This window comes from Herbaspirillum sp. UBA812 (assembly GCF_002296545.1).
GTDB lineage: Bacteria > Pseudomonadota > Gammaproteobacteria > Burkholderiales > Burkholderiaceae_D > Herbaspirillum > Herbaspirillum huttiense.
This window is the reverse complement of the sequence record NZ_DBIC01000261.1, coordinates 1-24,684: the sequence shown is the minus strand read 5'-3', so window position 1 is coordinate 24,684 and position 24,684 is coordinate 1. Positions and strand designations below refer to the sequence as shown.

Here is a 24,684-nt window from a genome sequence, read left to right as displayed (position 1 = left end):
CGTTCAAACATGATTGTCGTCTTTCCTGAAGTCGCGCTGGTCAGTGGCTGTGCTCGGCGGAACCCTTGCCCAGTTCAGCCTTGATGGCGAAGCTGCCGGTGGCGGCATAGCCGGTACCGGCATCGAGGCCGGAGGTAATCTCGACGGACTTGCCATCGGAGCGTCCCAGGCGTACTTCCTTGGCCACGAAGCCATCCGCATCACGGACGAACACCACGTTCTTGCCCTCGACGGTCTGGATGGCATCGGCTGCAACGGCCACCGGGACCTGCGTCTCGCCGGCGATCACCTCGACATTGACGAACAGGCCCGGACGCCAGAGGTCACCGGTATTGGGCAACACCACATGGGCCTTGGCCGTGCGGCTCTGTTCGCCGATCAGGGAGCCGACGTAGGAGATCTTGCCTTCGGCACTGGCATCGAAGGCGGTGGCGCGCACCACCACCTGCTCGCCGACCCGGACCACCTGCATATCCTTGGGCGAGACGATGATCTCGGCCCAGACACTGGCGAGATCGGAGATCAGGAAGGCATTGGCGTCCTCGCGCACGGCCTCGCCCAGGCCGAGGTGCTTCTCGACGACGATGCCGTCGAAGGGCGCGCGGATTTCATAGCGGTTGAGGTTGCCGGACGATGTGCCCGTGGCACCGATGGCCCGCAGCTTCTGCTGCGCATTGCGCACCGCCACCTCGGCCTCGCGCAGCGCGGCTTGCGCTTGCAGATAATCCTGTTCGGCAGAAATCTTCTGTTCCCACAGGTGCTTCTCGCGCTGATACGCGCTGCGGGCCAGCGACAGCCGCTGTTCTGCATTGAGCAGGTCGGATCGCTGCTCGGAGACGGCACTGCTGCTGATGACGGCCAGTACCTGGCCTTTCTTCACCTTCTGGCCCAGATTGGCCGAGACCGATTCGACGATGCCGGCGACCTGCGGCACCACATGCGCAGTGCGATCTTCATTGAAACGAATCTCGCCCGGCAACTGCACGGTGGACCTGATCTGCAGGGGACCGGCCGTGTCGACCCGGATGCCGGCGGCGGCAATCTGCTCCTTGCTCAGGGCGATCTTTCCTTCTTCCTTGTGCTCATCGTCCTTGTGCTCACCTTCCTTGTCGTCATCATGCGCAGTCTTGTCCTTGTGACCGCCCTCTTCACGATGCTCGCCATCTTCCTGGTGAGCGTCCGGCCTGGCGTTGCTGCCCTGAGCGGAGTTGTCCTTCATCAGGATGACTCCCGACACGAGCGCTGCAATGGCGATGATCGCCGCGATGGTGAATGTCTGCTTCTTTGTCATGGTTGTTCTCACTCTGCTGGAAGGGTCTCGATGCCGGCCAGACGATCAAGATCGGCGGCGGCCTGGAAGGCGGTGGACAGGGCTTTCCAGTACTGCGCCTTGGCCTGGAAATAGGTGCGCTGGGCGTCAAGGACGTCCAGGTAAGCGAACTTGCCTGCTTCAAATCCGGTACGGGCGGCCTGGTAGGCCGATTGCGCGGCCGGGACGATGTCGTTGCGCAAGGCCGTGGCCTCTTCCCTGGCATTGCGCAACCGCTCGAAGCCCTGTGCGGCCTCGCCCTGCATCTGCACCTCGGCGACCGCCAAGGCGTCGCGGGCGATGTCGACGCGCTTCAAGGCTTCCAGCTCATTGCCTTGGTTGCTGTCGAAGACCGGAATGGGAACGGAGAAACCCACCACCCACATGTTGCGGGCACTGGATTCATCGCGCTTGTTGCCCAGGGTCAGGCTCACATCGGGTGTGCGCTTGCTGGTCTCGATCCGGGCCAGCGCACGGCGGCGCTCGACTTCAAGCCGGGCCAGGCGCACGGCCGGACCATTGGCGACCTGTTCGGTCAGCTGTGCAATCGCCGGCAAAGGAGGCAGGGACTCGACGCCGCCTTCACTCAACTGAACGCGGTCATTGCCGCCGCCCCACAGCATCGCGAGGGTTCTCCGTGCGAGGAGCAGCTCGCTGTTGGCTTGACTGAGTTCCAGTTGTGCGCCGGACTGCGCCACCTGCGCCTTGGTCTGTTCGACGGGAGAAATCTTGCCTGCCGTGACGCGCCGACCCGTCATCTCGGCCGAGGTCTTGGCCAATCCGAGCAGTTCGCCGGCAAGACGCTGCCGCTCGGTGGCGACCATCACGTCCACATACGCAGCCACCACGGCGGCGCGCAGTTCGCTGCGTTTGGCGGCGTACTCCAGCACGGCCATGTCCCGGGCACGCTGCGCGGCCTCGATGCGGGCACCGCGCTTGCCTCCGAGTTCGATGGCTTGATTGATCTGGTAGGTCGTGGTGCGGCTGGATTTGCGGACATCCTCGATCAGTGCCGAGAATTCCGGATTGGGCCGGGCACCCGCTTGCAGGATGGTGGCCTCGACGGCCTCGATCTCTTTGCGGGCGGCGGCCAGCGTCTTGTTGTGGTCAAAGGCCAGGCTGATCGCGGCTTGCAGCGACAGCGGGCCGGCTTCCCGGTCCAGGGCGGATGCCGTGGCAGGCAGAATGGATTGCGGGTTGGATTGCGCGGGTGATTGCGCATGGCTGGAACTGGCCGCAAGCAGCGCCAGCCCCAGCGTGAAGCTGTGACGAAACATCGAATTCTCCTGTGATCAGAAAGGGAATTCGGCGAGAGCAGATGATGGGTGTGGATTGTCCTCGCCGACTCAGGCGGCGAGCAGCCAATTGGGCTTCTCGGGCCCGTCGGCGATGTGGGAGGCAGGATGGGAAACGTGCTTGAAATGGGCGGACACACGCATGGCCAGCGGCGCGATGAGGAGCCTGCTGCCGGCCTGTACCGACTTCATGGCGCAGAAGTGGCAGAGGGAACAATCCAGGTCGAGATCCCCTGCTTTGGATTCCTTGGAGTCCTTGGAGTCCAAGGATTTCGCCTGCGCGTGCGTCTCGGCGGCGGGGTGGTCGTGATGTCCCAGGTGCGCGGACGCACTCTCCTTTTCCGCCTGGCAATACGATGCCACTGCCGCCCAGGAGAGCTGCATCGGCAACAGGAAAGCAAGCAGGAGAATCAGTGCACGCATGGTGGAAATGAGAGATGGCGACCAGCCAGTCCGGTCGGCAGCCACGGGATGGGGAGGCGACGCTGGCAAGAAGCGGGGGCGATTATGCACCGTCGTACAGCGACGCGTCAAAGGACTTGCGCTGTGCGGGGCTGCATTGGCTGGCCCGGACGCGTGGTTTCCGGGAATGAATTCTAAGAAGCGGGTAGAGACAGAAAGATTGCCGAGTCATTACAGCGCTGTAATGACTTCGGCCAGGCTGGCCTTGCATCAGCAAGGCTGATCGGCTGAATCGGCAGGACCGATTTGCACTACCGTGAGTCGACTCTCTAGTATCCGTGCATGGCCTCCTGCGAGGAGGAATGTGGCATCTTCACAAGCACTCCATGAAAGACACACGATGAATACGCAAGCCATCCGCTATCACCAGTATGGCCCGCCCGATGTCATGGCCCTGGAAGCCATTGCGCAGTTCCCGCTGGAACCGGGCCAGGTCCGCGTCAGCCTGCGAGCAGCGGGCGTGGCTCCGCTGGATGCCAAGCTGCGCGCGGGCCTGCTGCAAGCTCAGCTGGCGTTGACGCTGCCCAAGGTACCGGGCCGCGACGGTGCCGGCGTGATCGTCGAATCGCGGGCAGAGGGTCTCCCTGTCGGTGAGCCCGTGTGCGTGATGGCCGACATGTTCGGCCAGGGCAGCTACGCCGACAGCATCGTTGTGCCGGCCGCACGCGTGGTCAGGCAGCCGTCCACGCTCTCGACCAGGCAGGCAGCCGCCTTGTTGCAGCCCGGTGCCAGTGCCTGGATCCCCATCGTCAGGACGGCACAGGTGCGCAGCGGGATGAAGGTACTGGTGCACGCCGGGTCGGGTGCAGTGGGAAGTCTGATGATCCAGCTGGCGCGGCATCTCGGGGCCGAGGTCTGGGCGACCTGCAGCAGCGCCAACCGGGACGACGTCCTGGCACTGGGCGCGACCGGCGTCATCGCCTATGACAAGGAGGATTTTTCGGCGCTGCGTGGAGTGGATGTCGTCTTCGACCTGGTGGGCGGGGACACCCACGACCGTTCCTATCCGGTGCTCAAGCCGGGCGGCCAGCTGGTCTGGCTGGTCGCAGCACCGATCCGGGAGCGCGGCGAGGAATTCAAGGTGCGCGTGGTCCGCGCGATGATCGATGATGCCCCGGAGTGCCTGCGCGCGGTGGCGAAGCTGGCAGAGGAACGCGTATGGGTGCCGACGGTCGGCCAGTGCTTCCCGCTGGCCGAAGCTGCCCGCGCGCATGCCTTGCTGGAGTCAGGCAAGGCAGCGCGCGGCCGGATCGTGCTGGATATCCCCTGATTCAAACATGGGGACGGAATGTTTGAATTTCCGCCAGGGTCGCCCTCCGCTCAACGTGCAGCTTGACCGGTCTGTTCCGCAAAGGGCAGCGCGCCATCGCCGTGGCGCACATGGAAGACATTCAGGGTCATCGCCACCAGGGAGTAATAACCCAACAGACCCACGAGATTGACCAGCACCTCGATGCCGAAACGCTGTTCGGCTTCCCGGTACAAGGGATCGGAAATGCGTTTGGTCTCGTAGAGTTCCTCCACCAGTTCCCAGATCATCTGTTCATCACGCGCAGCGAAGTCGGGGCGCTCGCCGCGCCGGATCCGTTCGACGTTGGCCGCATCCAGTCCCGCTTCGATCCCGATCGGATAGTGGATCTGCCATTCGGCCTGGGCTTGCCACCTGGCGGCGGTGCACAGGATGGCCAGTTCCGACAGGGACAAGGGCAGCTGCGTGTGATAGCGGCAGAATGCGCCCAGCTTCTGCGCATGCTGGGCCAATTCGGGACTGTGGATCCAGGACAGGAAGGGGCCGGCGAGGTTGCCGCGCGGGCCCTTCAGGATATCGTCCAGGACTTCCTTTTGTGCCGGCGTGGCGGTGGAGACGTCGACGGCGGGGAGACGGGGCTGGCTCGTGTCGTGCTGCATGGGCTTCCTTGGCAAAGGCGGGAGTGACGGAAACGAGCATGATAACGCCCGATCCGGCTGCGGGGCACCAGCCTCGCGGGCAGCTCATCTTGCCCGTAGCCTCGCCGCGCCGGCGATATCGTCCAAGGGCGCAAAGGCCTACTGGCTGGACAGCACACCCAGGACGATGAATCCCGCCAGGGTGATCAGCTGCAGAACGAACAGTATCGACACCGGCTTGTTCTGCCAGGGCTTCTGGATGCAGGCGTAGATCGCCAGCAGACAGCCGCCGGCAAATGCAGCGTACAGGACGAAGTTGAACAGTGCCCCGATCAGGTAGACGCCGGCCATCGGACCCATCCCGGAAGCACCGAACCTGGCCGTGGATATGGTCCAGAACGCCAACCCCACTGGCCCCCAGAACAGCAGCCCGGAGAGGAACAGCACCAGACTGCCCCATGGGTTGCGCACGGCAGGGGCCGGGGATGGAGAATTTTCCGGGGACGGGATTTCCGGGGTTGGAGTTTGGGGTGAGCGGGATTCTGGCGATGAGTTTTCTTGTGGTTGCATGGCGCGCGGGATCTCAGTTGGATGGGAAAACGATCGGGAACCGACGCCAGCGGCGCAGTACCGGACAGTGCTGCTGTAGAGTCCTCCCGGATTCTTTAAGTTCTCGCTTGGCGAGAATTTATCTTCACTTGGCTGCAGCTTTGCTCGCACAACGGCGCAATCCGGCCCGATCGGTGCCGACTTCCGATCCATTCCCCGCAGTTATGAATGCAGAAAAAAAAGGAAATAGTCTGCACCCCACCCCATCACTAGACTCCATGGCAGACGCTGGTGCCCTCTGATCTGATGCGCCCCGGCCGTCCCGACAACAACAATGCAAGGAGACCCATGGTCAACAGAAGACAATTCCTGGCCGGCAGCCTGCTCGCCTGTACTGCAGCGCGCTCGGCCATCGCCCAATCCATTCCCAACTCAGCAGGTGACCAGCCACCCCGGCTCAAGGCGCCAGCACTGGCCTGCGACAGCCATCACCACATCTATGACGCGCGCTTCCCGGTCTCGCCGCACTGGCGCGGCGGCCGCCCCGACGGCGCCACCGTGGCCGACTACCGGCGACTGATGGCCAAGCTCGGCATCGCCCGCAACGTGGTGGTCCAGCCCTCCACCTATGGCAGCGACAACCGCTGCCTGCTCGACGCACTCACCCAGTTCGGCGCGCAGGCACGCGGCATCGTGGTCATCGACGATGACGTGGAACTGGCGCAATTGAAGGAGATGGATCAGTTGGGTGTGCGCGGCGTGCGGGTCAACTTCCTGTCGCCGCAAAGCTGGGGCATCACGACCGTGGACCGCTTGCTGCGCACGGCAAAGCGCATCGCGCCGCTGGGCTGGCATGTGCAGGTGCTGATGTCGGGCGCGCAGATCGCCGAGCATGAAACCGTGCTGGCCGGCCTGCCCACACCGGTGGTGATCGACCATCTGGGCCGCATCCCGCAGCCGCAAGGACTGGATCATCCCGGCGCACAAGCCATCCTGCGCCTGCTGGCCAAGGGCAATACCTGGATCAAGCTCTCCGAGCCCTATGCCGATACCCTGCAGGGGCCGCCTGATTATCCCGATACCAGCCTGCTGGCGCGCGCCTATCTGCAGGCGGCACCGCAGCGCACGCTGTGGGGCAGCGACTGGCCGCATCCCACCGAAAAGATCAAACCGGATGACGCCGTGCTGTTCGACCTGCTGGCCGCCTGGGCCCCTGATCCAGCGCTGCGCCATCAGATCCTGGTGAGCAATCCGGCGAGCCTGTTCGGTTTTTCCTGAAACCGCGACACGCAATGCAAAAGAGCCGCCTGCGCAAGCAAGGCGGCTCTGTCTTCATCACGCTTGTGCTCAGCGCACGGCTTCCTTCAAACCACCGGTAGCGGCCACGCGCGACTTGCGCGACAGCACCAGCAGGATGGCCACGCTCACCACCGACAAGCCCACCAGCGGCAACAAGGCCATGGCGTAGCTGCCGGTCGCGTCCTTGATCCAGCCGTAGGCATTGACCATCAGGCCACCGCCGATCAGGTTGGAGACGGCATTGATCCCCGCCAGTCCGGCCGCGGCCGAACCCGTGGCCAGCCAGGTCGAGGCCATGGCCCAGAACGGTCCCTTGAACGAATACGCGCCAATCAACACCATCGTCAGCAACAGCACCACCGGGGCCAACGTGTTGGCCAGCGACGCCAGCGCCAGGCCGCCACCGATGAGGATCAGCGGAATGGCGGTATGCCAGCGGCGTTCACCGGTCCGGTCGGAATGACGGCCCCACCACACCATCAGCACCGAGGCCACCAGGTAGGGAATCGAGTTGACCAGGCCGGTCTGCATCACCGTCAGCCCGAAGGACTTGAGCAACTGCGGCTGCCACACGTTCAACACCGAACCGGCCGCCGAAGCGCAGGCACACACCAGGGCCATGCCCCACACGTGCGGCTGGCTGAACAGCTTCCACAAGGGAATGTGCTGCTTGGCGGTACGGCTGGCCGCTTCCTTGTTCATGGTGGCAACCAGCCACTGGCGCTGCGCATCATTGAGCCAGCGCGCCTGGTCCGGACGATCCGTCAGGAAGAACAGGCAGACCACGCCCAGCAACACGGTCGGCAACCCTTCCAGCAGGAACAGCCAGTGCCAGCCGCGCAATCCGCCGATGCCATCCATCTGCAGCAGCAGCGCCGAGACCGGCGAGGCCACGAAGCTGGCCGCCGGGATCGCCACCATGAACAGCGCCACGATGCGGGCGCGATATGCCGATGGCACCCAATAGGTCAGGTACAGCACCACGCCAGGGAAAAATCCGGCCTCCGCAGCACCCAGGATGAAGCGCACGAAATACAGCGAAGTCGGCCCCTGCACGAACGCAGTACAGGCCGAGATCAGGCCCCAGGTCACCATGATGCGGGCCAGCCATTTGCGTGCGCCGAACTTCTGCAGTGCCAGGTTGCTGGGCACTTCGAAGATGAAATACGCAATGAAGAACAGGCTGCTGGCAAAGCCGAACATCTTGGGCGAGAGCCCGATGTCGTGGTTCATCTGCAAGGCCGCCATGCCGATGTTGCCGCGGTCGATGAAGGCAAACAGGTAGCACAGCATCAGGAAGGGCAGCAAGCGCCAGGTCACCTTGCGCACGGTCTCTTGTTCGAGCCGCTTGTCGTCTTGGATGGTCTCCATGTCTCTCTCTCGGAAGTCGGGTGCCGCCTGTGTCGGCGGCTGGCCCGTCAGTCATTATGAATCAGCCGGTAACGGTCTGTTCGTTCAATACCGCCAGGACATTGCTGGCCGCCCCGGTGCCCATGGCGATGTAGGCGTCGGCCGTCACGCCGCCGATATGCGGGCTCAGGATGGCGTTGCTGACGTCCTGCAGCGGATGCGGTGCGGTGAAGGGTTCCTTCTCGAAACTGTCCAGGCCGGCTGCGCGCAGCTTGCCCGAAGCCAGTGCCGCGATCAGCGCCGCTTCATCGATCAGTCCGCCACGCGCCGTGTTGACCAGGATGGTGCCGTCCTTCATGCGGGCCAGCGATTGCGCATTGATCATGTGCTTGTTGTCGGCCGTCAGCGGGCAGTGCAGCGAGACCACGTCGGATTGCGCAAACAGCGTATCGAGATCGACCAGCCGCACGCCTTGCGGAGCGTCTTTCGCATACGGGTCATAGGCCAGCACCGGCATCTCCAGCGCGACCGCCACGGCGGCCACGCGACGCGCGATGGCACCGATGCCGACCAGGCCCAGCGTGCGTCCGCGCAGCTCCAGGCTCTTGTGGGTGGACTTGTCCCAGTGGCCTTCACGCATGCGCTGGTCCAGTCCGACCACGTTCTTGGCGCAGGCCATGATGAGCGCCCAGGTATGCTCGGCCACCGCCGGTGCATTGGCACCGGCCGCTGCCTTGACGACAATGCCGCGTGCCTTGGCCGCTTCGGTATCGATGGAATCGATGCCGGTGCCGTGCTTGGAAATCACGCGCAGGCCAGGGGCCGCATCCATCACGCGCGCGCTCACGCCGCCATAGCGCACGATGATGGCCACCGGCAGATGTTGCTGCACCAGCCTGACCATGTCTTCCTCGGTCGGCTTGGCACCGGCATAGACCAGCTGAAAGTCACGCAGGATCTCAACCGCTTGCGGTGCCAGGTCGACACCGGTGACGATCACCACTTCCTTCTTGACGGCGATCACAGCGATTCTCCTTCGGCCAGCACGCCGCCCTTGCGCAGTGCGCCTTCCAGCCAGGCCGGGCGCAGCGGGCCGCCACCACGGATTTCGGTGAGACGCTTGGTTTCATCGGCCACCTTCTTGGCGGCCGCCGCCAGCAGCGATGCGGCTTTCTCACGCTCGACCACTACCACGCCATCGGCATCGCCCACGATCAGGTCACCCGGCTGCACGGCGGTGCCGCCCACCGAGACCGGCCAGTTCACGCGGCCGGCGATGTTCTTGGTCGGGCCGTTCGGATTGGCGCCCACGGCATAGACCGGGAAGTCGATGGCGCGGATGGCTTCGGTATCGCGCACCGAGCCATAGATGATGATGCCGGCCAGGCCGCTGGCCTTGCATTGCGACACCATGATCTCGCCCATCAGCGCGCAGGTCTCATCGCCCTTGCCATCGATGACCAGCACGTCGCCCGGCTTGGCGATGGCCATGGCGGCGTGGATCATCAGGTTGTCGCCGGGACGCACTTCCACCGTCACGGCCGGTCCGGCCACGCGCATGGAGGGCGACAGCGGTGCCACGCGGCTGCACAGGGTACCGCGACGGCCGGCCACATCGGCCAGGATGGAGGCCGGGAATTCTGCGGCCTGGGCCACGATGGCAGCGTCGACGCGTTCGATGTCGCGGATGAAATCAGGTTGGGTGCTCATGGGGATCCTTTGATTGAAGAATTGAAGATGCAGTCAGGGGACCACGCTCAAGCGTGGGAATACATGGGCAGGCCGGCCACCGGCACGTCGGCGCGCAGGATGGATCCGGTCTGGGATTCGGTGATGAAGAGGCTCTTGCCGTCCGGCCCGCCAAAGGCCAGGTTGGTGGTCGAGATGCCGGCCGTGGAGCGGATGCGCAGCAAGGGTTCGGCGAACTTCGACAGACGCCAGATGGAACCGAAGCCGGTGTGGGCGATGTAGAGGCAGCTCTCGGCATCCAGCGCCAGGCCATCAGGACCGGCCATGCCGCCGTGCAGGTTGGCGAACACGCCGACCTTGCCGACCACGCCGTTGTGATGCAGCGGGATGCGCCAGATCTGCTGTGCCCGCGTGACCGCCACCAGCAGGTGGTTCAGGGCCGGGTCATAGACGATGCCGTTGGGACTGGGAATGGTGTTGATGAGGCAGGTCAGCTGGCCATCAGGCGACAAACGATACACGCGCCCGGTGGCATCCTGCAGGCCGGTCTGGCCCTGGTCGGTGAAATAGATCTCGCCCTTGGGACCGAACACCAGGTCATTGACGCCCTTGAAGCCTTCCGAGCCGACCGTTTCCAGCAGCGGCGTGACAGTGCCGGTATCGGGATCGAGCTGCACCAGGCCGCGCTTGTAGTCGGTGATGACGATGCGGCCGCTCTTGTCGATCTTCAGGCCATTGGGCCAGCCGTCGTATTCGGTGACCAGTTCCCATTGGCCGTCCATGCTGATGCGGAAGATGCGGCCATAGGGAATGTCGGTGACGTAGAGCCGGCCCTGGCGGTCGAAGGACGGGCCTTCGAGGAAGGAATCGATGGGCAGGCCGCCCCGGTTGGCATCGCCCCAGGCATTCTTGCGGGGGGTACGGAAATGATCGGGCAAGCGCGTGAAGACGCTGGCTTCGACCGTGGGAGGCGGGGCAAAGAAGCTCATGCTGTTTCCTTGGAAGTGGAAGGGGCACGGGACGGATCACCCAGTGCCAGCGTGATGACGGCACCCAGCAGCAAGGCACCGGCCACGAAGATCAGCGGATAGGTAAATCCCTGGGTGCTTTCGCGGATGAAGCCGATCACCGACGGGCCGACGAAGCCGCCCAGGTTGCCGATGGAGACGATCAGCGCCAGGCCGCCGGCGGCCGCGCGGCCGGTCAGGAAGCCCGAAGGAATGGCCCAGAAGGTCGCCTGGAACGACAGGATCGACGCCACCGCAATGGTGATGGCCAGCATCTTCAGCAGCGGCGTATGCAGGAAGGCCGAGATCGCCAGCGACAGCGCCGCCAGCACGATGGCACCGGCCACGAAGAACAGGCGGTGCGCACTGCGATTGGCCAGGCGCGCCCACAGCGTCATGGCCACCGCGCCGACCAGGTAGGGAATGGCCGCAACCAGACCGACCTGATGCGAGGGCAGTCCGAACTCGCGGATGATCTGCGGCAGCCACAGGCCGATGCTGAGCGAACCGATGATGCCGCAGAAGTTGGCACCGGCCAGCGCGAAGACACGCCAGTTGGTGAAGGCATCCTTGAGCTTGTTGCCATGGCGGGCGGCCAGCACGTTCTGCTCGGTGGACAATTCGTTTTCCAGCCACTGCTTTTCAGAAGGCGTGAGCCAGGCCGCCTTGGACGGACGATCCGGCAGCAGGAACAGGCACAGCACGCCCAGCAGCACGGCCGGCAATGCCTCCAGCAGCAGCAATACCTGCCAGCCCTTGAAGCCCCACATGCCGTGCAATTCCATGAGCGCACCCGACAGCGGCGAACCGATGATGTTGGCCACCGGGATGCCGATCAGGAAAAAGGCCGTGGCCTTGCCGCGCCAGGCACCGGGGAACCACTGCGTGAAATACAGGTAGATGCCCGGCGTGAAGCCGGCCTCGGCCATGCCCAGCAGGAAGCGCGCCAGTGCAAAGCTCTTGGGGCCGACCACGAAGGCGGTGGCCATCGAGATCACGCCCCAGGAAATCATGATGCGCGAGATCCACATGCGCGCGCCGAAGCGATGCAGCGCCAGGTTGCTGGGAATCTCGAAGAAGAAGTAGCCGATGAAGAACAGACCCGCACCCAGACCGAACTGCGAGGGCGTCAGGCCGAGGTCCTTGTTCATGGTCAGCGCGGCGAAGCCGACGTTGATGCGGTCCAGATAGCTGACCACGTAACACAGCAGGATGAAGGGGATGAGGCGGCGCATCACCTTCTTCATGATGGCTTCTTCGCTGACGGCGGCGCTAGTGCCGGCTGCGGCGGCGTGCGCCGCGGCTTGAGTTGAAACCTGCGACATGGTGTTCTCCGTCAGAATTGGTAAAGGCGGGCGGGGTTGTCGACCAGTACCGTGCGCAGCATCGCGTCGGACCCCAGCCATGTCGTCATCACGTCGAGCAGGCGCGCATCATCGGGCTTGTGCTGCTCGGTCGGATGCGGCCAGTCGCTGCCCCACACGACCTGCGACGGTGCGGTCTGCACCAGGGTGCGGGCCAGCGGCGCGACATCCTCGTAATCGGGCGCACCACGCTTGCTGTAGAGGTAGGCACCGGAAAGCTTGACGCTGGCGCGCTGCTCGCGCATGAGTCCCGTCACGAAGTCGAAGACGGGATGGCCCGGACCGGCCTGCAGGGGGATGCGTGCAAAGTGATCGAAGACCAGCGGCACCGGCAGCGCCGACAGCAGCGCGCGATTGGCCAGCAGCACGTCATTGGGCATGTTGACCTGGAGATGCCAGCCCAGCGCTGCCACGCGGCGCGCCAGAGGTTCCATCATCTCCACGGTGGTGACCGAGCCCAGCGCCAGGTTGAAGCGCAATCCGCGCACGCCGGCCTGATGCAGGCGCTGCAGCTCGGCATCGCTGACCTGGTCATTGACCACGGCCACGCCGCGGGCAGTCGCACCCAGTTGCGCCAGCGCATCGAGGGTGCAGCTGTTGTCCACGCCATAGGCCGAAGGTGTGACCACCACGTTGCGCGTCGTGCCCAGCCGCTGCTGCAGGCGGCGATACATGGGGACGGTGGCCGGAGCGTGCAGCAGCTTGGCACCCGGTGCCCATGCGAAACGCGGGTCGTAGATGTGCATGTGGCAATCACAGGCATCGGCGGGCAGGCGGCTGGCGGCGTGTTGCGTGCCGGCGGAGTGGGCATAGGGCTCGGTTTGCGCACGCGCCAGCGGCAGCCGGGCGATGGCACCGAGGCCGAGCGCGAGCCGTGTACTGTGCCGCAGGAAAGCGCGCCGGGAAGGCAGGTCTTGCATCGTGCTGGTCTCCGTGTTGTCGTCGCCGCAAAGGGCGAGGGTTCTTGTTTGGAGGGCAGTCTACGTGCGGGGATATTTAATGTATATTTGCTTTTATTTTGTTATCCATAACTTTCAGGAATGAATCATGGACTTCCGCGATCTCAAGTATTTCGCCGTCATCGCCGAGGAAGGGCACGTGGGACGGGCGGCCGAGCGGCTCTTCAAGACGCAGCCGGCGCTGACCAAGTGCATTGATCGCCTGGAAGAACAACTGGGCGCACCGCTGTTCGAACGCGTGGGTCGCGGCATCCGCCTGACACCGGTGGGCGAGGCCCTGCTGCACCGAGCACGCCGCATCAGCCTGATGATGGACGAGACCGCACGCGAGATCGGCGACTACGCGCACGGGCGCGAAGGCAACATCCGCCTGGGCTGTATCCCGACCCTGGCCGAACACATCCTGCCGGGCATCTGCCAGCAGTTGCTGGCCGAAGCGGAGAAGGTCACGATCGATCTGAAGGTGTCGATGAACGATGCCCTGCTGGAGGGCCTGAAGGCGGGGGAACTGGATGTGGTGCTGGGGCCGATGATCCAGGATGACGAGCTGTTTCACACCGAAGAAATCATGCGCGACGAGATGGTCGTCATGGCCAGCCCCAATCACCCCATCTTCGACCGCAAGATCCGGTTGCGCCATCTGCTGGAGTATCAATGGGTGCTGCCGGCGCAATCGGTACTGAGCCGGCAGTGGCTGGACAACGTCTTCGACCGTCATCACCTGTCGCGTCCGACGGTGCAGATCACCCCGACGGTGCTGAACATGATCATGCCGCTCATCGAGCGCAGCAATTTGCTGGGCTTTGCTTCCAAGCTGAACCTGCTGGCCGGACGCAATCACCTGCGCGAAGTGGTATTGAAGGAAACCACCATGCTGCGCCGGATGGGATTGAGCTACCGGCGCGATACCTATCTTTCGCCGGCGGCACTGAGACTGATCAAGATCATTCGCGGGACCGCGCTGGACTGATGGGCAAGAAGACCGGCGATCTGCGTGCGGCTGGCGCAGAACTCTTCAATCCAGACCTCGCTTTCCCGCTGCCCAATAGGCCTTGGCCTTGATGCTGCGGTTACTGACTCCGGCGTCGTTGAGATGGCGCTTGATGGCCTGGATCGCCGCCGCGCGACCGGCGAGAATGAAGCCCGTATCGGGCAAGGCCACACGCAGTATTGCTTCGCTGACCTGCGCCAGATGCACATCGCCCGATTGACGCCGTACGACCATCGCATCGCGCAGGCCGAGCGCTCGCAAGACCTGACTGGTCTGCACGATATCGTCCACCTCGAAGACCATCGCAGCCCCGGCATGCGGCTGCACCTGCACCAGCGCAGCGGCCAGTCCGAGGCAGGTTTCATCACCGAACAGCAGGGGCTGCTGCAATCGGGTCAGTTCCAGCGAACTGCGCGGCCCCATGAATGACAAGGGAATTCCTGGCTGGACCCTGTCAAAAAATGCACAGGTCGCGGTCCCGCCATGCAGGTAGACGATGAATTCTGCACAGCCTTGCGCCGCATCCCAGGAAACTGGCGTGTAGGTGCGATTCTCGAAACCCCTGCCAAGGCTGACCTGTATCTTGTCGCCCGGTGTCCAGTTCTGATCCCTGAGCGCATCGCCCTGCAAGCGGATGCGCACATACTGCGCGCCCAGTTTTTCCACCGAGCTGATGGTCGCCTGTTTCAGCAGAACTCTCTTCAGCATCCGTGTGAAAGCGCCGTCGGCAGGTGCTTCCTGGCTGATGTCCTGGCTCTCTTGCCGGTTCGACGTGCTGTGCATGCTCATTCCTTTCGTCTTGGGGATGACAGCAGGACGAACCAGCGGAGCGATTTATTGTGTTCAGGTGAGCCGACCCGGACACGCGTATGCTGGTAGCCCCGTTACCACCTGGCCGATGCCACTGCCCCGGTTCCTCACGATGCCCCGTCCTCCCCTCGCCCGCCTGGCCCCGCTGGCGCTGTTCCGGCAAACCCTGCCCTCGGATCTCGACCATCTGGTCGCCCTGCGCATCACCGCCATGCGTCCCAGCCTGGAGCAGATCGGGCGCTTCGATCCGCAACGGGCGCGCGAACGCTTCACCAGCGGCTTCGTGCCGGAAGTGACTTTCCACATCATGCAAGCGGGCCAGGCCGCAGGCTTCTTTGTGCTGGAGCGACAGACCGACAGGCTGCGGCTGCGTCATCTGTATCTGCATCCGGACTTCCAGCATGGCGGCCTCGGTGCGCAGGTGCTCAGGCGCATCCTGGCCGATGCCCGCCGCCATGGCTGCAGCGTGCAATTGGCCGCACTGCGCGACAGCCCTGCCAATGCCTTCTACCAGCGCCACGGCTTCGTGCAGGCCGGCGAGGGAGAATGGGACATCCTTTACGAGCATCCCCGGCCTGCAGACGCCACCGCAGCGCATGCACCTGAAGCTGGCGTCATACGCTGGCTGGAGCACGCCGACCTGCCCGCGCTCGATACGATCCTGCGCCAGCATGTCCGCGATCTGCACGATGGCAGCGTGGTCGAGACCGAGATCGCCGCCATCCGGCAATGCATGAACGGCGAGCGGGATGCTGATGGGCGCTATCGCAGCTATCTGGTGGCACACGATGCGCAGGGCATCGCGCTGGGCTGCATGGCGCTGTCGGGTCCGGATGCACGCATCAGCAGCCATCTCGCACTGGATACGCCTGGGCAAGGGAGCGCACTCGAATTGCTCAATGTCTTCGTGCACCGCGATGCCATGCGCGGACGGGGAATCGGTCGTGCGCTTTTGCAAGCCGCCTGCGATGAGGCCCGTGCGGCCGGGGCCACCACAGTGGTGGTCAACAGCGGGCCGCGCTATCGCGCCAGCTGGGGTTTTTACGACCACCTCTTCGATGCCAGCCACGGAATGATGATGGATTACTACGGCGCTGGCCGGCATGCCAAGGTGTGGAGCATGGCGCTCTGATGGCTTGATGGTCTGAGCGCTGCGGGCGTATTACGGATGCAGTATCAAACCCTTGGTGGCTTTTTCCACACCCTTCTTCGGGCCGCGCAAGGCGATACCTACCAGGTCCATGTTCTCCGCATCTTCAGCCAGAAAGACCTGGCGGTTGGCCTCGTCATGCCCGGTGGCAAACATGGGAAAGACATAGGCTGCCATCGTCAGCTCGCGAGCCAGCCCGATACGATGCGCAGCCTGCAACCCCGCCAAGTCCGCAGCGAAGATCAGGATGGGCTGGCCGCACAGTGGTGCATAGCGTCGACCATTGGCATCCGCATACGCTGCGCCCAGTGACTCGGGTGCGGCGGCGGCAATGCCGGTGGCCAGAAAGGCGGTGACGTTGAGGCGCTGCCACATCGGCAGGTCATCGCGCACCAGGATGGCGATTTTGGTATCGAACATGCGGTCTTCCTTGAGCAGTCTTGAATCACCGCATCTTAGGAAATCGCATCAGCTCCCGGCTAGAACGTTTGTGCAGGCAAGGCGATAGGCCGCCGGCGTGATGCGATAGGCGCGCCGGAACCAGCGGCCGAGGTGGCTCTGGTCGGCAAAGCCGGTGTCGGCCGCCACCTGTGCCGGTTCAGCACCACCGGCGAGCAGACGGCGCGCCACGCGCAGGCGCAGTTGCACCAGATAGGCGTGAGGCGAACTGCCGAAGGCCGCACTGAACTGACGCGTCAGGCGAAAGCGATCCAGTCCCGAGCACGCCACCAGATCGTCCAGGCTGAGATCCTCGGCCAGTTGCGCATGCATCAGTTCGCGCACCCTTTGCAGCGCGGGCGAGGCGGCCGCGCTGCCCTCACTGGCGGGAGCGCGGATCCTGCGCGCCAGCAAGACCAGCATGCGGTCCAGCGCCTCGTCACGCGCCAGCCGGCCTTCACGCTGGTGCAAGGCGAGGAAGGCACGATGGATCGCCTGTGCCAGGAGCACGTCATCGTGCAGGGTCTGGTCAAAGGAGGCAAAGCGCGACACGGCGGGCAACTGCAGCTGTCCGGCCATGGCGGACAACCAGGGCTGCGGCAGGTAGAGCATGGCGTAGGTGAAGCCGCTCTCGTGCGGCGCATGGCCGTCGTGGATGGCACCGGGCTCGATGAGGATGGACTTGCCAGGCGTGCTCACATGCGACGTGCGCCCGCAGCGAAAGCGCTGCACGCCCTGCAAGGTGACGCCGACCAGCATTTCGTCATGCGCATGCGGATCGTAGGCATGGCCCGAGAAATGCGCGCTGATGCTCTCGATGCCGCTGTCTTCGTCACGGCGCAGATCGACCCATTCGGTCTGCAGCACGCGCGGAGTGCCCTGATGCGGTGTCAAAGTGAAGTCCATACCGGATTCTAGCGCCGGACCGCCGGGTGGGTCGTCTTGGCTGTCCGCCCAAATGAACTTTCTGGCACATTTCCTGCTAGCCGAGAAGTGTTGCAGCAGCGCCGCGCCGCCTCATCCGGCAGTCGCCGCACTGCAACAAATCCTTTACCATGCGCACCTGCGGCGGCTGTCGGCGATTGAAGGCAGCTGCACACTGATGACTGGGTCAGCTTACCCGCCGGCCTGGCCATTGACGTGACGCGTTCGTTATCCACGATTGATGATTGGTATTGCCATGACGACTTCCACTGCGGATTCCTCGCCCTCCTCGCCGATTGCCTCCGCGCCTGCTGCGCGCGCAACGCCTCCTGCCACCCCGGCCGTGCGCCACAGCTGGATCGACAACCTGCAGGGCCAGCTCTTCGGCGTGGTGATGATCGCCTTCGGCATGTCCATGCTGCACAGCCTGGGCCTGATCATCGGCCAGATCGCCGGCGTGGCCTTCCTGGTGACCTATGCCACCGGGATCAGCTTCGGCATGGCCTTTACCCTCATCAACCTGCCCTTCTACCTGCTGGCCGCCTTGCGCATGGGCGCTGCCTTCACCTGGCGCACGCTGGCGGCCGTCACCGCCGTGTCGGTCCTGACCAACGTGGCCGGCAACTACATCAGCTACAGCCACCTCGATCCCGCCGTCGGTGCCGTGCTGGCCGGCCTGTGCGTGGGCATTGGCCTGATCGGTTTGTTCCGCCACCAGGCCAGCTGCGGGGGCATGAGCATCCTGGCAACCTATGTGCAAGAGCGCACCGGCTTCAAGGCCGGCTGGCTGCTCATGGGTTTCGACCTGGCGCTGTTTGCGACGGCGGCGCTGTTCCTGCCGATGGATCGCGTGTTCTATTCGCTGGTCGGCGCCATCACGATGAACCTGTTCGTGGCGTGGAATCATCGCTACGAGTGGTATATCGCCCGCTAGCGCTCGCAGGGGAAGCGCCGGGCGGGGCGATTCCATTACAATCCGGGACATCCATGCATCGCACGAATCTTGCTCGCGATGCGGCCAGCCCTTGTGATTCTTAGCCCTGCCCGCCATGAGCCAAGTCCTGAACTACCTGATCACCGCCCGCCGCTGCGAAGCGGAAGAACTGCAACGCCTGGCGCGCACCTGCCAGCTGGTGCTGACCGTCGGCAAGCTCATCCATTGCCTGCAGCAGGAACGCGGCCTCTCCAACATCTATCTCGGTTCGCGCGGCGAGCGTGATGCGCAGGCCTGGCAGGAGCGCGTAGCCGCCAGCCAGGCGGCCCAGTGCGAGTTCGACACCTGGCTCGGCTCCACCGTCCCCGACAACGCGCTCTCCAACGGCGCTCGCCTCTACACCCGCATCGCCTTCGCCCTGCATGCGCTGGACGGGCTGCCCAAGCTGCGCGCCGATGTGGCCGCACTGGCCTGCACCCCGGCGGCCAGCTACGAGCGTTTCAAGACGGTGGTGGGTGCCCTGCTGGCGCTGGTATTCGAAGCCGCTGACGTGGCGGTGGATCCGCAGATTTCGCGGCTGCTGGTGGCGCTGTTCAACCTGATGCAAGGCAAGGAATTTGCCGGCCGCGAACGGGCCGCCGGAGCTGCCGCCTTCGTCACGGGCAAGATCACGCGCGAACAGGAACAGACCATCGAGACCCAGATCGAGATGCAGGAACAGGCCCTGCGCCGTTTCGAATCCTTCGCCGAAGGCTTCCGCAATGAATGGAGCGCCATGCAGGCCACGCTGCCGCTGGCCGATCTGGAACGCCTGCGCCGCAAGCTGCTCACCGCCCACGGCCGGCCGCTGGATCCCGAGCTGGCCGATGCCTGGTATCAGTGCTGCTCCACCCGCATGGATGGCCTGCATCAGGTCGAGATCCATCTCGCGCAATACGTGCAGTCGCAATGCCAGGACAAGATCCGCGAATTGCAGAAGGACCTGGACCATCAGGGCCAGTTCTTCACGCAGGCCGATGACCGTGATCCGCTGGCCTCGCTGACGGCCTTCGCCTCCGGCCTGGATGGCCAGCCGTTGCCGGACGGCTCACTGAGCGCGGGCGTGGGCCCGCACCTGACCCAATCCATCGTCGACATCCTGCGCACCCAGTCCGAACGCCTGCAGAACCTGACCCAGGAACTGGCCACCGTGCGCGAGAGCCTGGAAGAACGCAAGCTCATCGAACGCGCCAAGGGCGTGCTGATGATGAAGCAGGGCCTCAACGAAGAGGCCGCCTATCGCCTGCTGCGCAAGCATGCGATGAACCAGAACCGGCGCATTGCCGAAGTGGCGCAGGCGATCCTGTCGCTGACCGAGATCCTGCCGGACGCCTGATCCGGCCTCCCTGCCCTCGCTGGTTCAAGCCGCCAGCAGCCGGCTTTCGATGTGACGCTGCCCGGCCAGCGGCCGCCCATGGGCGCGCTGCAGGGCATCGGCCACACCCAGCAGCCTCTGGTCGCTGAAGGCCGGTCCGAATACCGTGATGCCCCAGGGCAGGCCGTTCTTCATGAAGTTCATGGGCGTGGCCACTGCGGCGTAATCCAGCATGTTCATGAAGTTGGTGTACCAGCCCAGGTCCGAATTGCGCTGCACCGGCTGCTCGCGCAGTTCCTCCAGCGTCACCGGGCGCGGATAGGCCGGCGTCACCACGCAATCGACGGTGGCCAGGATGCGGTCGCATTCGGCCTTCAGTTGCTGCAGGCGATATTGCGCGCGGAAGGTATCGACGGCGCTGAACTGCGGCGCCTTGCGCAGCACGTCGCGAATCACCGGCAGGATTTCTTCAGGCTTTTCCTGCAGCAGTGCCTCGATGGTGCTGTAGCGTTCTGCTACCCACGGCCCTTCGTAAAGCAGGCGCGCTGCCTCCAGGAAGGGACTGAAATCGATGGACACGGACACGCCGCCGATGGCTTCCAGTTGTCCCAGCGCTTCCACGAACAGGGACGGGCTCTCGCTGCAGCCGAGGAATTCCAGTTGGCGCGGCACCCCCACGCGCAAGCCTTTGCGCGGTGGCTGGAAGGCCGCTGCATCGTTGTGCGGCAGGTTGGCGCGGCTGTATTCGTCGCGCTCATCGGGCTCGCCAGCTTGCGTGCAGAGAGCCAGCAGGTGGCTGGCTTCGGCCGCGGTGGCAGTGAAGAAAGTCACGCAATCCAGCGTGCGGCAGGCGGGCACCACGCCGGCAGTGGAGAGCAAACCCTTGGTCGCCTTCAATCCGACCAGATTGTTCAGGGCGGCGGGAACGCGGCCACTGCCGGCGGTATCGGTGCCCAATGCAAAACTGCTCAAGCCCAATGCCACCGCCAGCGACGAGCCGGACGATGAACCGCCGGAAGGATAATCCGGATGCACGCTGTTGCGGCAAGCGCCATAGGGCGAACGCGTGCCATTGAGGCCGGTGGCGAATTGATCCAGATTGCATTTGCCCATGGGGATCGCGCCCAGTGCGATGAGCTGCGCCACCAGCGTGGCGCTCTCGCGCGGCACATAGCTGAAGGCCGGACAGGCGGCCGTAGTGGGGATGCCGGCCAGGTCGATGTTGTCCTTGATCGAGAACGGCACGCCATACAGCGGCAGGCTGTGCGGGGATTGCCCTTCCAGTGCCTGCAGGTAGGGCTCGATTTCTTCCTCGCTCAACAGGTGGATGTAGAGCCGGTATTGCGGGTTGAGCGCCATGGCACTTTCACGCAGGCGGGCGATCACGGCGCGCGGCGACAGGCTGCCATCACGATAGGCCGCCGTGAGCGCATCGATGCGCAGGTCAAAGGAATGGATCATGCGGCCTCCTCTTCAGTGTTTTCCATGACCAGCACGCACTGTCCCGCGCGCACCGGACTGCCCGGCTGCACCCGCACTTCGGCGACCATGCCCGCCTCAGGCGCGGTGATGTTGATTTCCATCTTCATCGACTCCAGGATCATCAGCAGCTCGCCCTGCGCCACACGCTGGCCGGGGCTGACCTTGACCTGCCAGAGGTTGCCGGCAATCGGTGCATCCACGGACAATTGGCCCGCCTGCAGCGGCTGGTGATCTTGCACGATGGCGCTGCTCTCCTCGCTCTCGTAGTTGGCCTGGCCGCTGGCGATCCAGCGCTGGCGTTCGGCATCGAAGGCGGCCTGCTGGTGCTGGCGGAAGGCGGCAATCCCCTCGGCTTCGCGCTGCAGGAAATCCTGGTAGCCCGCCAGGTTCAGCTGGGTTTCTTCGATGCCGACCTCGAAGCGGCCCAGCGGGAAATCGCGGCGGATGGTCTGCAATTCTTCGGCCGTGACCGGATAGAAACGAATCTGGTCGAAGAAGCGCAGCAACCACGGCTTGCCCCGGAAGGCGGCGACCTCGCGATAGCGGTTCCACATCTGCAGCGTGCGGCCCACGAACTGATAGCCGCCCGGCCCTTCCATGCCATAGATGCACATATAAGCGCCGCCGATGCCCACCGAATTCTCGGCAGTCCAGGTGCGGGCCGGGTTGTATTTGGTGGTGACCAGGCGATGGCGCGGGTCCAGCGGTGTCGCCACCGGCGCGCCCAGGTAGACGTCGCCCAATCCCATGACCAAGTAGCTGGCATCGAAGACCGTCTCGCGCACTGCACCGATGTCCTTGAGGTCGTTGATGCGGCGGATGAATTCAAGATTGCTGGGACACCAGGGCGCATCCTTGCGCACCGTCGTCATGTATTTTTCGATGGCGAGCTGGCAGGCCGGATCGTCCCAGGACAAAGGCAGATGTACGATACGCGACGAAACCGTCAGGTTTTGGCGAGCGCAGACGGCGTCCCACAATCCGGCGATGGTTTCCAGCAGCCTTGGCAAGGGCAGCGCTTCCGGCTGGTAATGCACCTGCAGCGAACGGATGCCGGGGGTCAGGTCGATCACGCCGGGCAAGGCCTGTTCTTCCAGCGCCGCGATCAGGGCGTGCACGCGGAAACGCAGTACCAGGTCCAGTTGCGGGCTACCCACTTCCAGCAACAGGTTGGCATCGCCCGACAGGCGCGCCACCAGCCGTTGTTCATCCTGGCCCAGATCCAGCACGATGGGCGAAGCCAGCGGTGCCGGCGACCAGTCCACCGCTTGCGCCTGCAGGCTTACGATACCGGCGTGTGTGGCCAAAGCGATGCGGCGTGCCGTGCTCACGTCCACCGGAATGAAGCGGACCTTGTCGCCCGCCTTGAGCTGGCCGATCTGCCAGAGATCGGCCTCGATCACCGTGACCGGACAGACAAAGCCGCCCAGGCTGGGGCCATCCGGCCCGAGGATCACCGGCATGTCGCCGGTGAAATCGACGGCACCCACGGCATAGGGATTGTCATGGATGTTGGAGGGATGCAGCCCGGCTTCGCCGCCGCTGTCGCGCACCCATTCCGGTTTGGGGCCGATCAGGCGCACGCCGGTGCGGCTGGAATTGAAATGGACTTCCCAGTCGGTGGCGAAGAAGGTCTCCATGTAGGCCGGTGTGAAATACTCCGGCGCACCGTGCGGACCATAGATCACGCGGACCTGCCGCACGTGCTCCAGCGCAGGATACAGATAGTCTGGCAACTGCTTGCCGGCCTCGGGGCTCTCATCGGCAGCCAGCGGCAGCAGATGCAGAATGTCACCGCTGGCCAGCGCGCGGCCCGCGTGGCCGCCGAACTGGCCCAGCGTGAAGGTGCTGCGGCTGCCGAGATAGGCCGGGACCTGCACGCCACCGCGCACGGCCAGATAGCTGCGCGCACCGGCCCCGCTGATGGTGCCGAGCTTCAAGGTACTGCCGGCCGCAATGTGCAGCACGGTGGCGATTGGCTGGGCCACGCCATCGAGCAGCACCGGGATCACGGCACCGGTCACCACCACGCTGGCGGCGGTATTGAAGCGCAATACCGGACCCATCATCGTCACTTCCAATCCGGCCGCATCCTCGGCATTGCCCAGCAGGCGATTGCCCAGCCGCAAGGCGCGCTCATCCATCGGGCCCGAGGGCGGCACACCGACCGCCCAGTATCCGATGCGGCCGGGATGATCCTGCACCGTGGTCTGGGTGCCGGGCGACAGCACCTCCACGGTATCGGCGCGATAGACCAGCTGTTCCAGGCAGCGCGTCCATGGCTGGCCGCTGGCGAACGGGACATCGTCGAGGATCTGGCGCAGGTAGTGCTGGTTGGTCTCCACGCCATACAGCGCAGTCTCGCGCAGCGCGGAATTGAGCGCCACACGGGCTGCTTCGCGGGTGGGCTGCCAGCTGATGAGCTTGGCGATCATGGGATCGAAATACGGCGGGATCTCGCATCCGGCCTCGACCCAGGTATCGATGCGCAACGCCTTTCCATCGGCGTCCGGAAAGTCGACGGCGGTCAGCAGGCCAGGGCAAGGCTGGAACTGGCGGCCCGGGTCTTCCGCATACAGGCGCGCCTGGATCGCATGGCCACGTGGCTGCAGATTCGCTGCCAGTTGCGCCAGCGGCGGCAGGTCGCCGGCAGCCAGCTCGATCATCCAGCGCACCAGGTCCACGCCCCAGACCTGTTCGGTCACGCCATGTTCCACCTGCAGGCGCGTATTGACTTCGAGGAAGTAGAACTGCCCGGCCAGGCTGTCATAGACGAACTCCACCGTGCCGGCGCTGCGGTAGTTGACCGCCTTGGCCAGCTTGATGGCCGCCGCGCACAGGGCGTCGGCCATGCCCTCGGGCAGGTTGGGGGCGGGGGTTTCTTCCAGCACCTTTTGATTGCGCCGCTGCACCGAGCAGTCACGCACACCCAATGCGACCACCTCGCCTTGGCCATCCCCGAAGACCTGCACTTCCAGATGGCGGGCGCGTTCGATGTATTTCTCGATGAAGACGCCGGCATCGCTGAAATTGTTCTGGCCCAGGCGCCGCACCGAATCGAAGGCATCGCCCAGTTCGGCATCGCTGCGGCAGACGCGCATGCCGATGCCGCCACCACCGGCCGTGCTCTTCAGCATCACCGGATAGCCGACACGGGATGCAGCGGCCAGCGCATCGTCGATGCTCTCCAGCAGGTCCGTACCTTCCAGCATCGGCACGCCCTGTTCGCGTGCCAGTGCGCGCGCGGTGTGCTTGAGCCCGAAGATGCGCAACTGAGCGGGCGTCGGGCCGACGAAGGCAATGCCGGCCGCTTCGCAGGCTTCGGCAAAGGCGGCATTTTCGGAGAGGAAGCCATAGCCCGGATGGATGGCCTGCGCGCCGCTGTCACGGGCGGCGGCCAGGATCTTGTCCACGGCCAGATAGGTCTGGGC

At 64.5% G+C, this 24,684-nt stretch carries 22 protein-coding genes; 6 read left to right on the top strand and 16 right to left on the bottom strand.

What is annotated here, in order from left to right; translation table 11 throughout:
• Nucleotides 1-40 precede the first annotated feature (40 nt).
• The 3 genes from B3873_RS17565 to B3873_RS17555 form a co-directional block, all read right to left on the bottom strand.
• Complete coding sequence (locus B3873_RS17565; protein WP_286867635.1) at nt 41-1,291, bottom strand: efflux RND transporter periplasmic adaptor subunit; 1,251 nt, start codon at nt 1,289-1,291, stop codon at nt 41-43.
• An 8-nt stretch (nt 1,292-1,299) separates the two neighbouring features.
• Complete coding sequence (locus B3873_RS17560; RefSeq protein ID WP_286867633.1) at nt 1,300-2,586, bottom strand: TolC family protein; 1,287 nt, start codon at nt 2,584-2,586, stop codon at nt 1,300-1,302.
• 69 nt (nt 2,587-2,655) lie between these two features.
• Entirely contained in the window at nt 2,656-3,027 is a 372-nt protein-coding gene (locus B3873_RS17555) for a cobalt transporter (RefSeq protein ID WP_286867630.1), read from the bottom strand.
• Nucleotides 3,028-3,406: 379 nt separating this feature from the next.
• On the opposite strand from B3873_RS17555, the gene B3873_RS17550 reads away from it, so the two are divergent.
• Entirely contained in the window at nt 3,407-4,336 is a 930-nt protein-coding gene (locus B3873_RS17550; protein WP_286867623.1) for an NADP-dependent oxidoreductase, read from the top strand.
• 50 nt (nt 4,337-4,386) lie between these two features.
• Here the strand turns inward: B3873_RS17550 and B3873_RS17545 are convergent, their stop codons facing one another.
• Both B3873_RS17545 and B3873_RS17540 read right to left on the bottom strand, forming a co-directional pair.
• The gene (locus B3873_RS17545; protein ID WP_286867619.1) at nt 4,387-4,974 is read right to left on the bottom strand and encodes a carboxymuconolactone decarboxylase family protein; all 588 of its coding nucleotides are present in this window, start codon (nt 4,972-4,974) and stop codon (nt 4,387-4,389) included.
• 138 nt (nt 4,975-5,112) lie between these two features.
• A complete protein-coding gene (locus tag B3873_RS17540) occupies nt 5,113-5,400 on the bottom strand; it encodes a hypothetical protein (protein ID WP_286867616.1) in 288 nt (95 codons plus the stop codon).
• A gap of 450 nt (nt 5,401-5,850) precedes the next feature.
• Between B3873_RS17540 and B3873_RS17535 the strand changes: the two genes are divergently transcribed.
• A complete protein-coding gene (locus B3873_RS17535) occupies nt 5,851-6,780 on the top strand; it encodes an amidohydrolase family protein (RefSeq protein ID WP_286867614.1) in 930 nt (309 codons plus the stop codon).
• Between the two features lie 69 nt (nt 6,781-6,849).
• Here B3873_RS17535 and B3873_RS17530 read toward each other — a convergent pair whose 3' ends face one another.
• The 6 genes from B3873_RS17530 to B3873_RS17505 form a co-directional block, all read right to left on the bottom strand.
• A complete protein-coding gene (locus B3873_RS17530) occupies nt 6,850-8,172 on the bottom strand; it encodes an MFS transporter (protein WP_252696604.1) in 1,323 nt (440 codons plus the stop codon).
• A gap of 61 nt (nt 8,173-8,233) precedes the next feature.
• Nucleotides 8,234-9,175 carry a hydroxyacid dehydrogenase gene (locus B3873_RS17525; RefSeq protein WP_039783265.1) on the bottom strand — a complete coding sequence of 314 codons (942 nt, stop codon included), beginning with the start codon at nt 9,173-9,175 and terminating at the stop codon, nt 8,234-8,236.
• Nucleotides 9,172-9,861, bottom strand: a complete 690-nt coding sequence (locus B3873_RS17520) for an RraA family protein (RefSeq protein WP_039783263.1) — start codon at nt 9,859-9,861, stop codon at nt 9,172-9,174. Before B3873_RS17520 ends, B3873_RS17525 begins: the two co-directional genes overlap by 4 nt.
• Nucleotides 9,862-9,908: 47 nt before the next feature.
• Nucleotides 9,909-10,829: an SMP-30/gluconolactonase/LRE family protein gene (locus B3873_RS17515; RefSeq protein ID WP_286867607.1), complete on the bottom strand. Its 921-nt coding sequence runs from the start codon at nt 10,827-10,829 to the stop codon at nt 9,909-9,911.
• The gene (locus B3873_RS17510) at nt 10,826-12,172 is read right to left on the bottom strand and encodes an MFS transporter (RefSeq protein WP_209533899.1); all 1,347 of its coding nucleotides are present in this window, start codon (nt 12,170-12,172) and stop codon (nt 10,826-10,828) included. The genes B3873_RS17515 and B3873_RS17510 overlap by 4 nt, the downstream gene beginning before the upstream one ends.
• Nucleotides 12,173-12,183: 11 nt before the next feature.
• Entirely contained in the window at nt 12,184-13,131 is a 948-nt protein-coding gene (locus tag B3873_RS17505) for an amidohydrolase family protein (protein ID WP_134134349.1), read from the bottom strand.
• Nucleotides 13,132-13,258: 127 nt separating this feature from the next.
• Between B3873_RS17505 and B3873_RS17500 the strand changes: the two genes are divergently transcribed.
• Nucleotides 13,259-14,140 (top strand): LysR family transcriptional regulator, encoded by an 882-nt coding sequence (locus B3873_RS17500; RefSeq protein WP_039783253.1) that lies wholly within the window; start codon nt 13,259-13,261, stop codon nt 14,138-14,140.
• A gap of 45 nt (nt 14,141-14,185) precedes the next feature.
• Here B3873_RS17500 and B3873_RS17495 read toward each other — a convergent pair whose 3' ends face one another.
• A complete protein-coding gene (locus B3873_RS17495) occupies nt 14,186-14,944 on the bottom strand; it encodes a siderophore-interacting protein (RefSeq protein ID WP_198516405.1) in 759 nt (252 codons plus the stop codon).
• A 139-nt stretch (nt 14,945-15,083) separates the two neighbouring features.
• Here B3873_RS17495 and B3873_RS17490 point away from each other — a divergent pair, with 139 nt between their 5' ends.
• Nucleotides 15,084-16,103, top strand: coding sequence for a GNAT family N-acetyltransferase (locus B3873_RS17490; protein ID WP_286867599.1), 1,020 nt, complete (start codon nt 15,084-15,086; stop codon nt 16,101-16,103).
• 30 nt (nt 16,104-16,133) lie between these two features.
• Here the strand turns inward: B3873_RS17490 and B3873_RS17485 are convergent, their stop codons facing one another.
• Both B3873_RS17485 and B3873_RS17480 read right to left on the bottom strand, forming a co-directional pair.
• Nucleotides 16,134-16,541 carry a DUF2000 family protein gene (locus B3873_RS17485; protein ID WP_286867597.1) on the bottom strand — a complete coding sequence of 136 codons (408 nt, stop codon included), beginning with the start codon at nt 16,539-16,541 and terminating at the stop codon, nt 16,134-16,136.
• Nucleotides 16,542-16,589: 48 nt separating this feature from the next.
• Nucleotides 16,590-17,465, bottom strand: coding sequence for an AraC family transcriptional regulator (locus B3873_RS17480; RefSeq protein ID WP_286867594.1), 876 nt, complete (start codon nt 17,463-17,465; stop codon nt 16,590-16,592).
• Nucleotides 17,466-17,739: 274 nt separating this feature from the next.
• Between B3873_RS17480 and B3873_RS17475 the strand changes: the two genes are divergently transcribed.
• Both B3873_RS17475 and B3873_RS17470 read left to right on the top strand, forming a co-directional pair.
• Nucleotides 17,740-18,417, top strand: a complete 678-nt coding sequence (locus B3873_RS17475; RefSeq protein WP_286867591.1) for a YitT family protein — start codon at nt 17,740-17,742, stop codon at nt 18,415-18,417.
• Between the two features lie 115 nt (nt 18,418-18,532).
• The gene (locus tag B3873_RS17470; protein WP_209533907.1) at nt 18,533-19,792 is read left to right on the top strand and encodes a nitrate regulatory protein; all 1,260 of its coding nucleotides are present in this window, start codon (nt 18,533-18,535) and stop codon (nt 19,790-19,792) included.
• A 24-nt stretch (nt 19,793-19,816) separates the two neighbouring features.
• On the opposite strand, the gene atzF is transcribed toward B3873_RS17470, so the two are convergent.
• Entirely contained in the window at nt 19,817-21,232 is a 1,416-nt protein-coding gene (gene atzF, locus B3873_RS17465) for an allophanate hydrolase (protein WP_286867588.1), read from the bottom strand.
• Nucleotides 21,229-24,684, bottom strand: a 3,456-nt coding sequence (gene uca, locus B3873_RS17460; protein WP_286867585.1) for an urea carboxylase, incomplete at its 5' end; no start/stop codon positions are given. The genes uca and atzF, both read right to left, overlap by 4 nt.

Excerpts from the sequence above, each read along its gene's own strand:
- B3873_RS17475 (WP_286867591.1), top strand. The coding sequence starts at position 17,740 with ATGACGACTTCCACTGCGGATTCCTCGCCCTCCTCGCCGATTGCCTCC.
- B3873_RS17505 (WP_134134349.1), bottom strand. The coding sequence starts at position 13,131 with ATGCAAGACCTGCCTTCCCGGCGCGCTTTCCTGCGGCACAGTACACGG.
- B3873_RS17500 (WP_039783253.1), top strand. The coding sequence starts at position 13,259 with ATGGACTTCCGCGATCTCAAGTATTTCGCCGTCATCGCCGAGGAAGGG.
- B3873_RS17520 (WP_039783263.1), bottom strand. The coding sequence starts at position 9,861 with ATGAGCACCCAACCTGATTTCATCCGCGACATCGAACGCGTCGACGCT.
- B3873_RS17490 (WP_286867599.1), top strand. The coding sequence starts at position 15,084 with ATGCCCCGTCCTCCCCTCGCCCGCCTGGCCCCGCTGGCGCTGTTCCGG.
- B3873_RS17530 (WP_252696604.1), bottom strand. The coding sequence starts at position 8,172 with ATGGAGACCATCCAAGACGACAAGCGGCTCGAACAAGAGACCGTGCGC.
- B3873_RS17515 (WP_286867607.1), bottom strand. The coding sequence starts at position 10,829 with ATGAGCTTCTTTGCCCCGCCTCCCACGGTCGAAGCCAGCGTCTTCACG.
- B3873_RS17510 (WP_209533899.1), bottom strand. The coding sequence starts at position 12,172 with ATGTCGCAGGTTTCAACTCAAGCCGCGGCGCACGCCGCCGCAGCCGGC.
- B3873_RS17565 (WP_286867635.1), bottom strand. The coding sequence starts at position 1,291 with ATGACAAAGAAGCAGACATTCACCATCGCGGCGATCATCGCCATTGCA.
- B3873_RS17495 (WP_198516405.1), bottom strand. The coding sequence starts at position 14,944 with ATGCACAGCACGTCGAACCGGCAAGAGAGCCAGGACATCAGCCAGGAA.
- B3873_RS17560 (WP_286867633.1), bottom strand. The coding sequence starts at position 2,586 with ATGTTTCGTCACAGCTTCACGCTGGGGCTGGCGCTGCTTGCGGCCAGT.
- B3873_RS17555 (WP_286867630.1), bottom strand. The coding sequence starts at position 3,027 with ATGCGTGCACTGATTCTCCTGCTTGCTTTCCTGTTGCCGATGCAGCTC.
- B3873_RS17485 (WP_286867597.1), bottom strand. The coding sequence starts at position 16,541 with ATGTTCGATACCAAAATCGCCATCCTGGTGCGCGATGACCTGCCGATG.
- B3873_RS17535 (WP_286867614.1), top strand. The coding sequence starts at position 5,851 with ATGGTCAACAGAAGACAATTCCTGGCCGGCAGCCTGCTCGCCTGTACT.
- B3873_RS17470 (WP_209533907.1), top strand. The coding sequence starts at position 18,533 with ATGAGCCAAGTCCTGAACTACCTGATCACCGCCCGCCGCTGCGAAGCG.
- B3873_RS17545 (WP_286867619.1), bottom strand. The coding sequence starts at position 4,974 with ATGCAGCACGACACGAGCCAGCCCCGTCTCCCCGCCGTCGACGTCTCC.
- B3873_RS17480 (WP_286867594.1), bottom strand. The coding sequence starts at position 17,465 with ATGGACTTCACTTTGACACCGCATCAGGGCACTCCGCGCGTGCTGCAG.
- B3873_RS17550 (WP_286867623.1), top strand. The coding sequence starts at position 3,407 with ATGAATACGCAAGCCATCCGCTATCACCAGTATGGCCCGCCCGATGTC.
- atzF (WP_286867588.1), bottom strand. The coding sequence starts at position 21,232 with ATGATCCATTCCTTTGACCTGCGCATCGATGCGCTCACGGCGGCCTAT.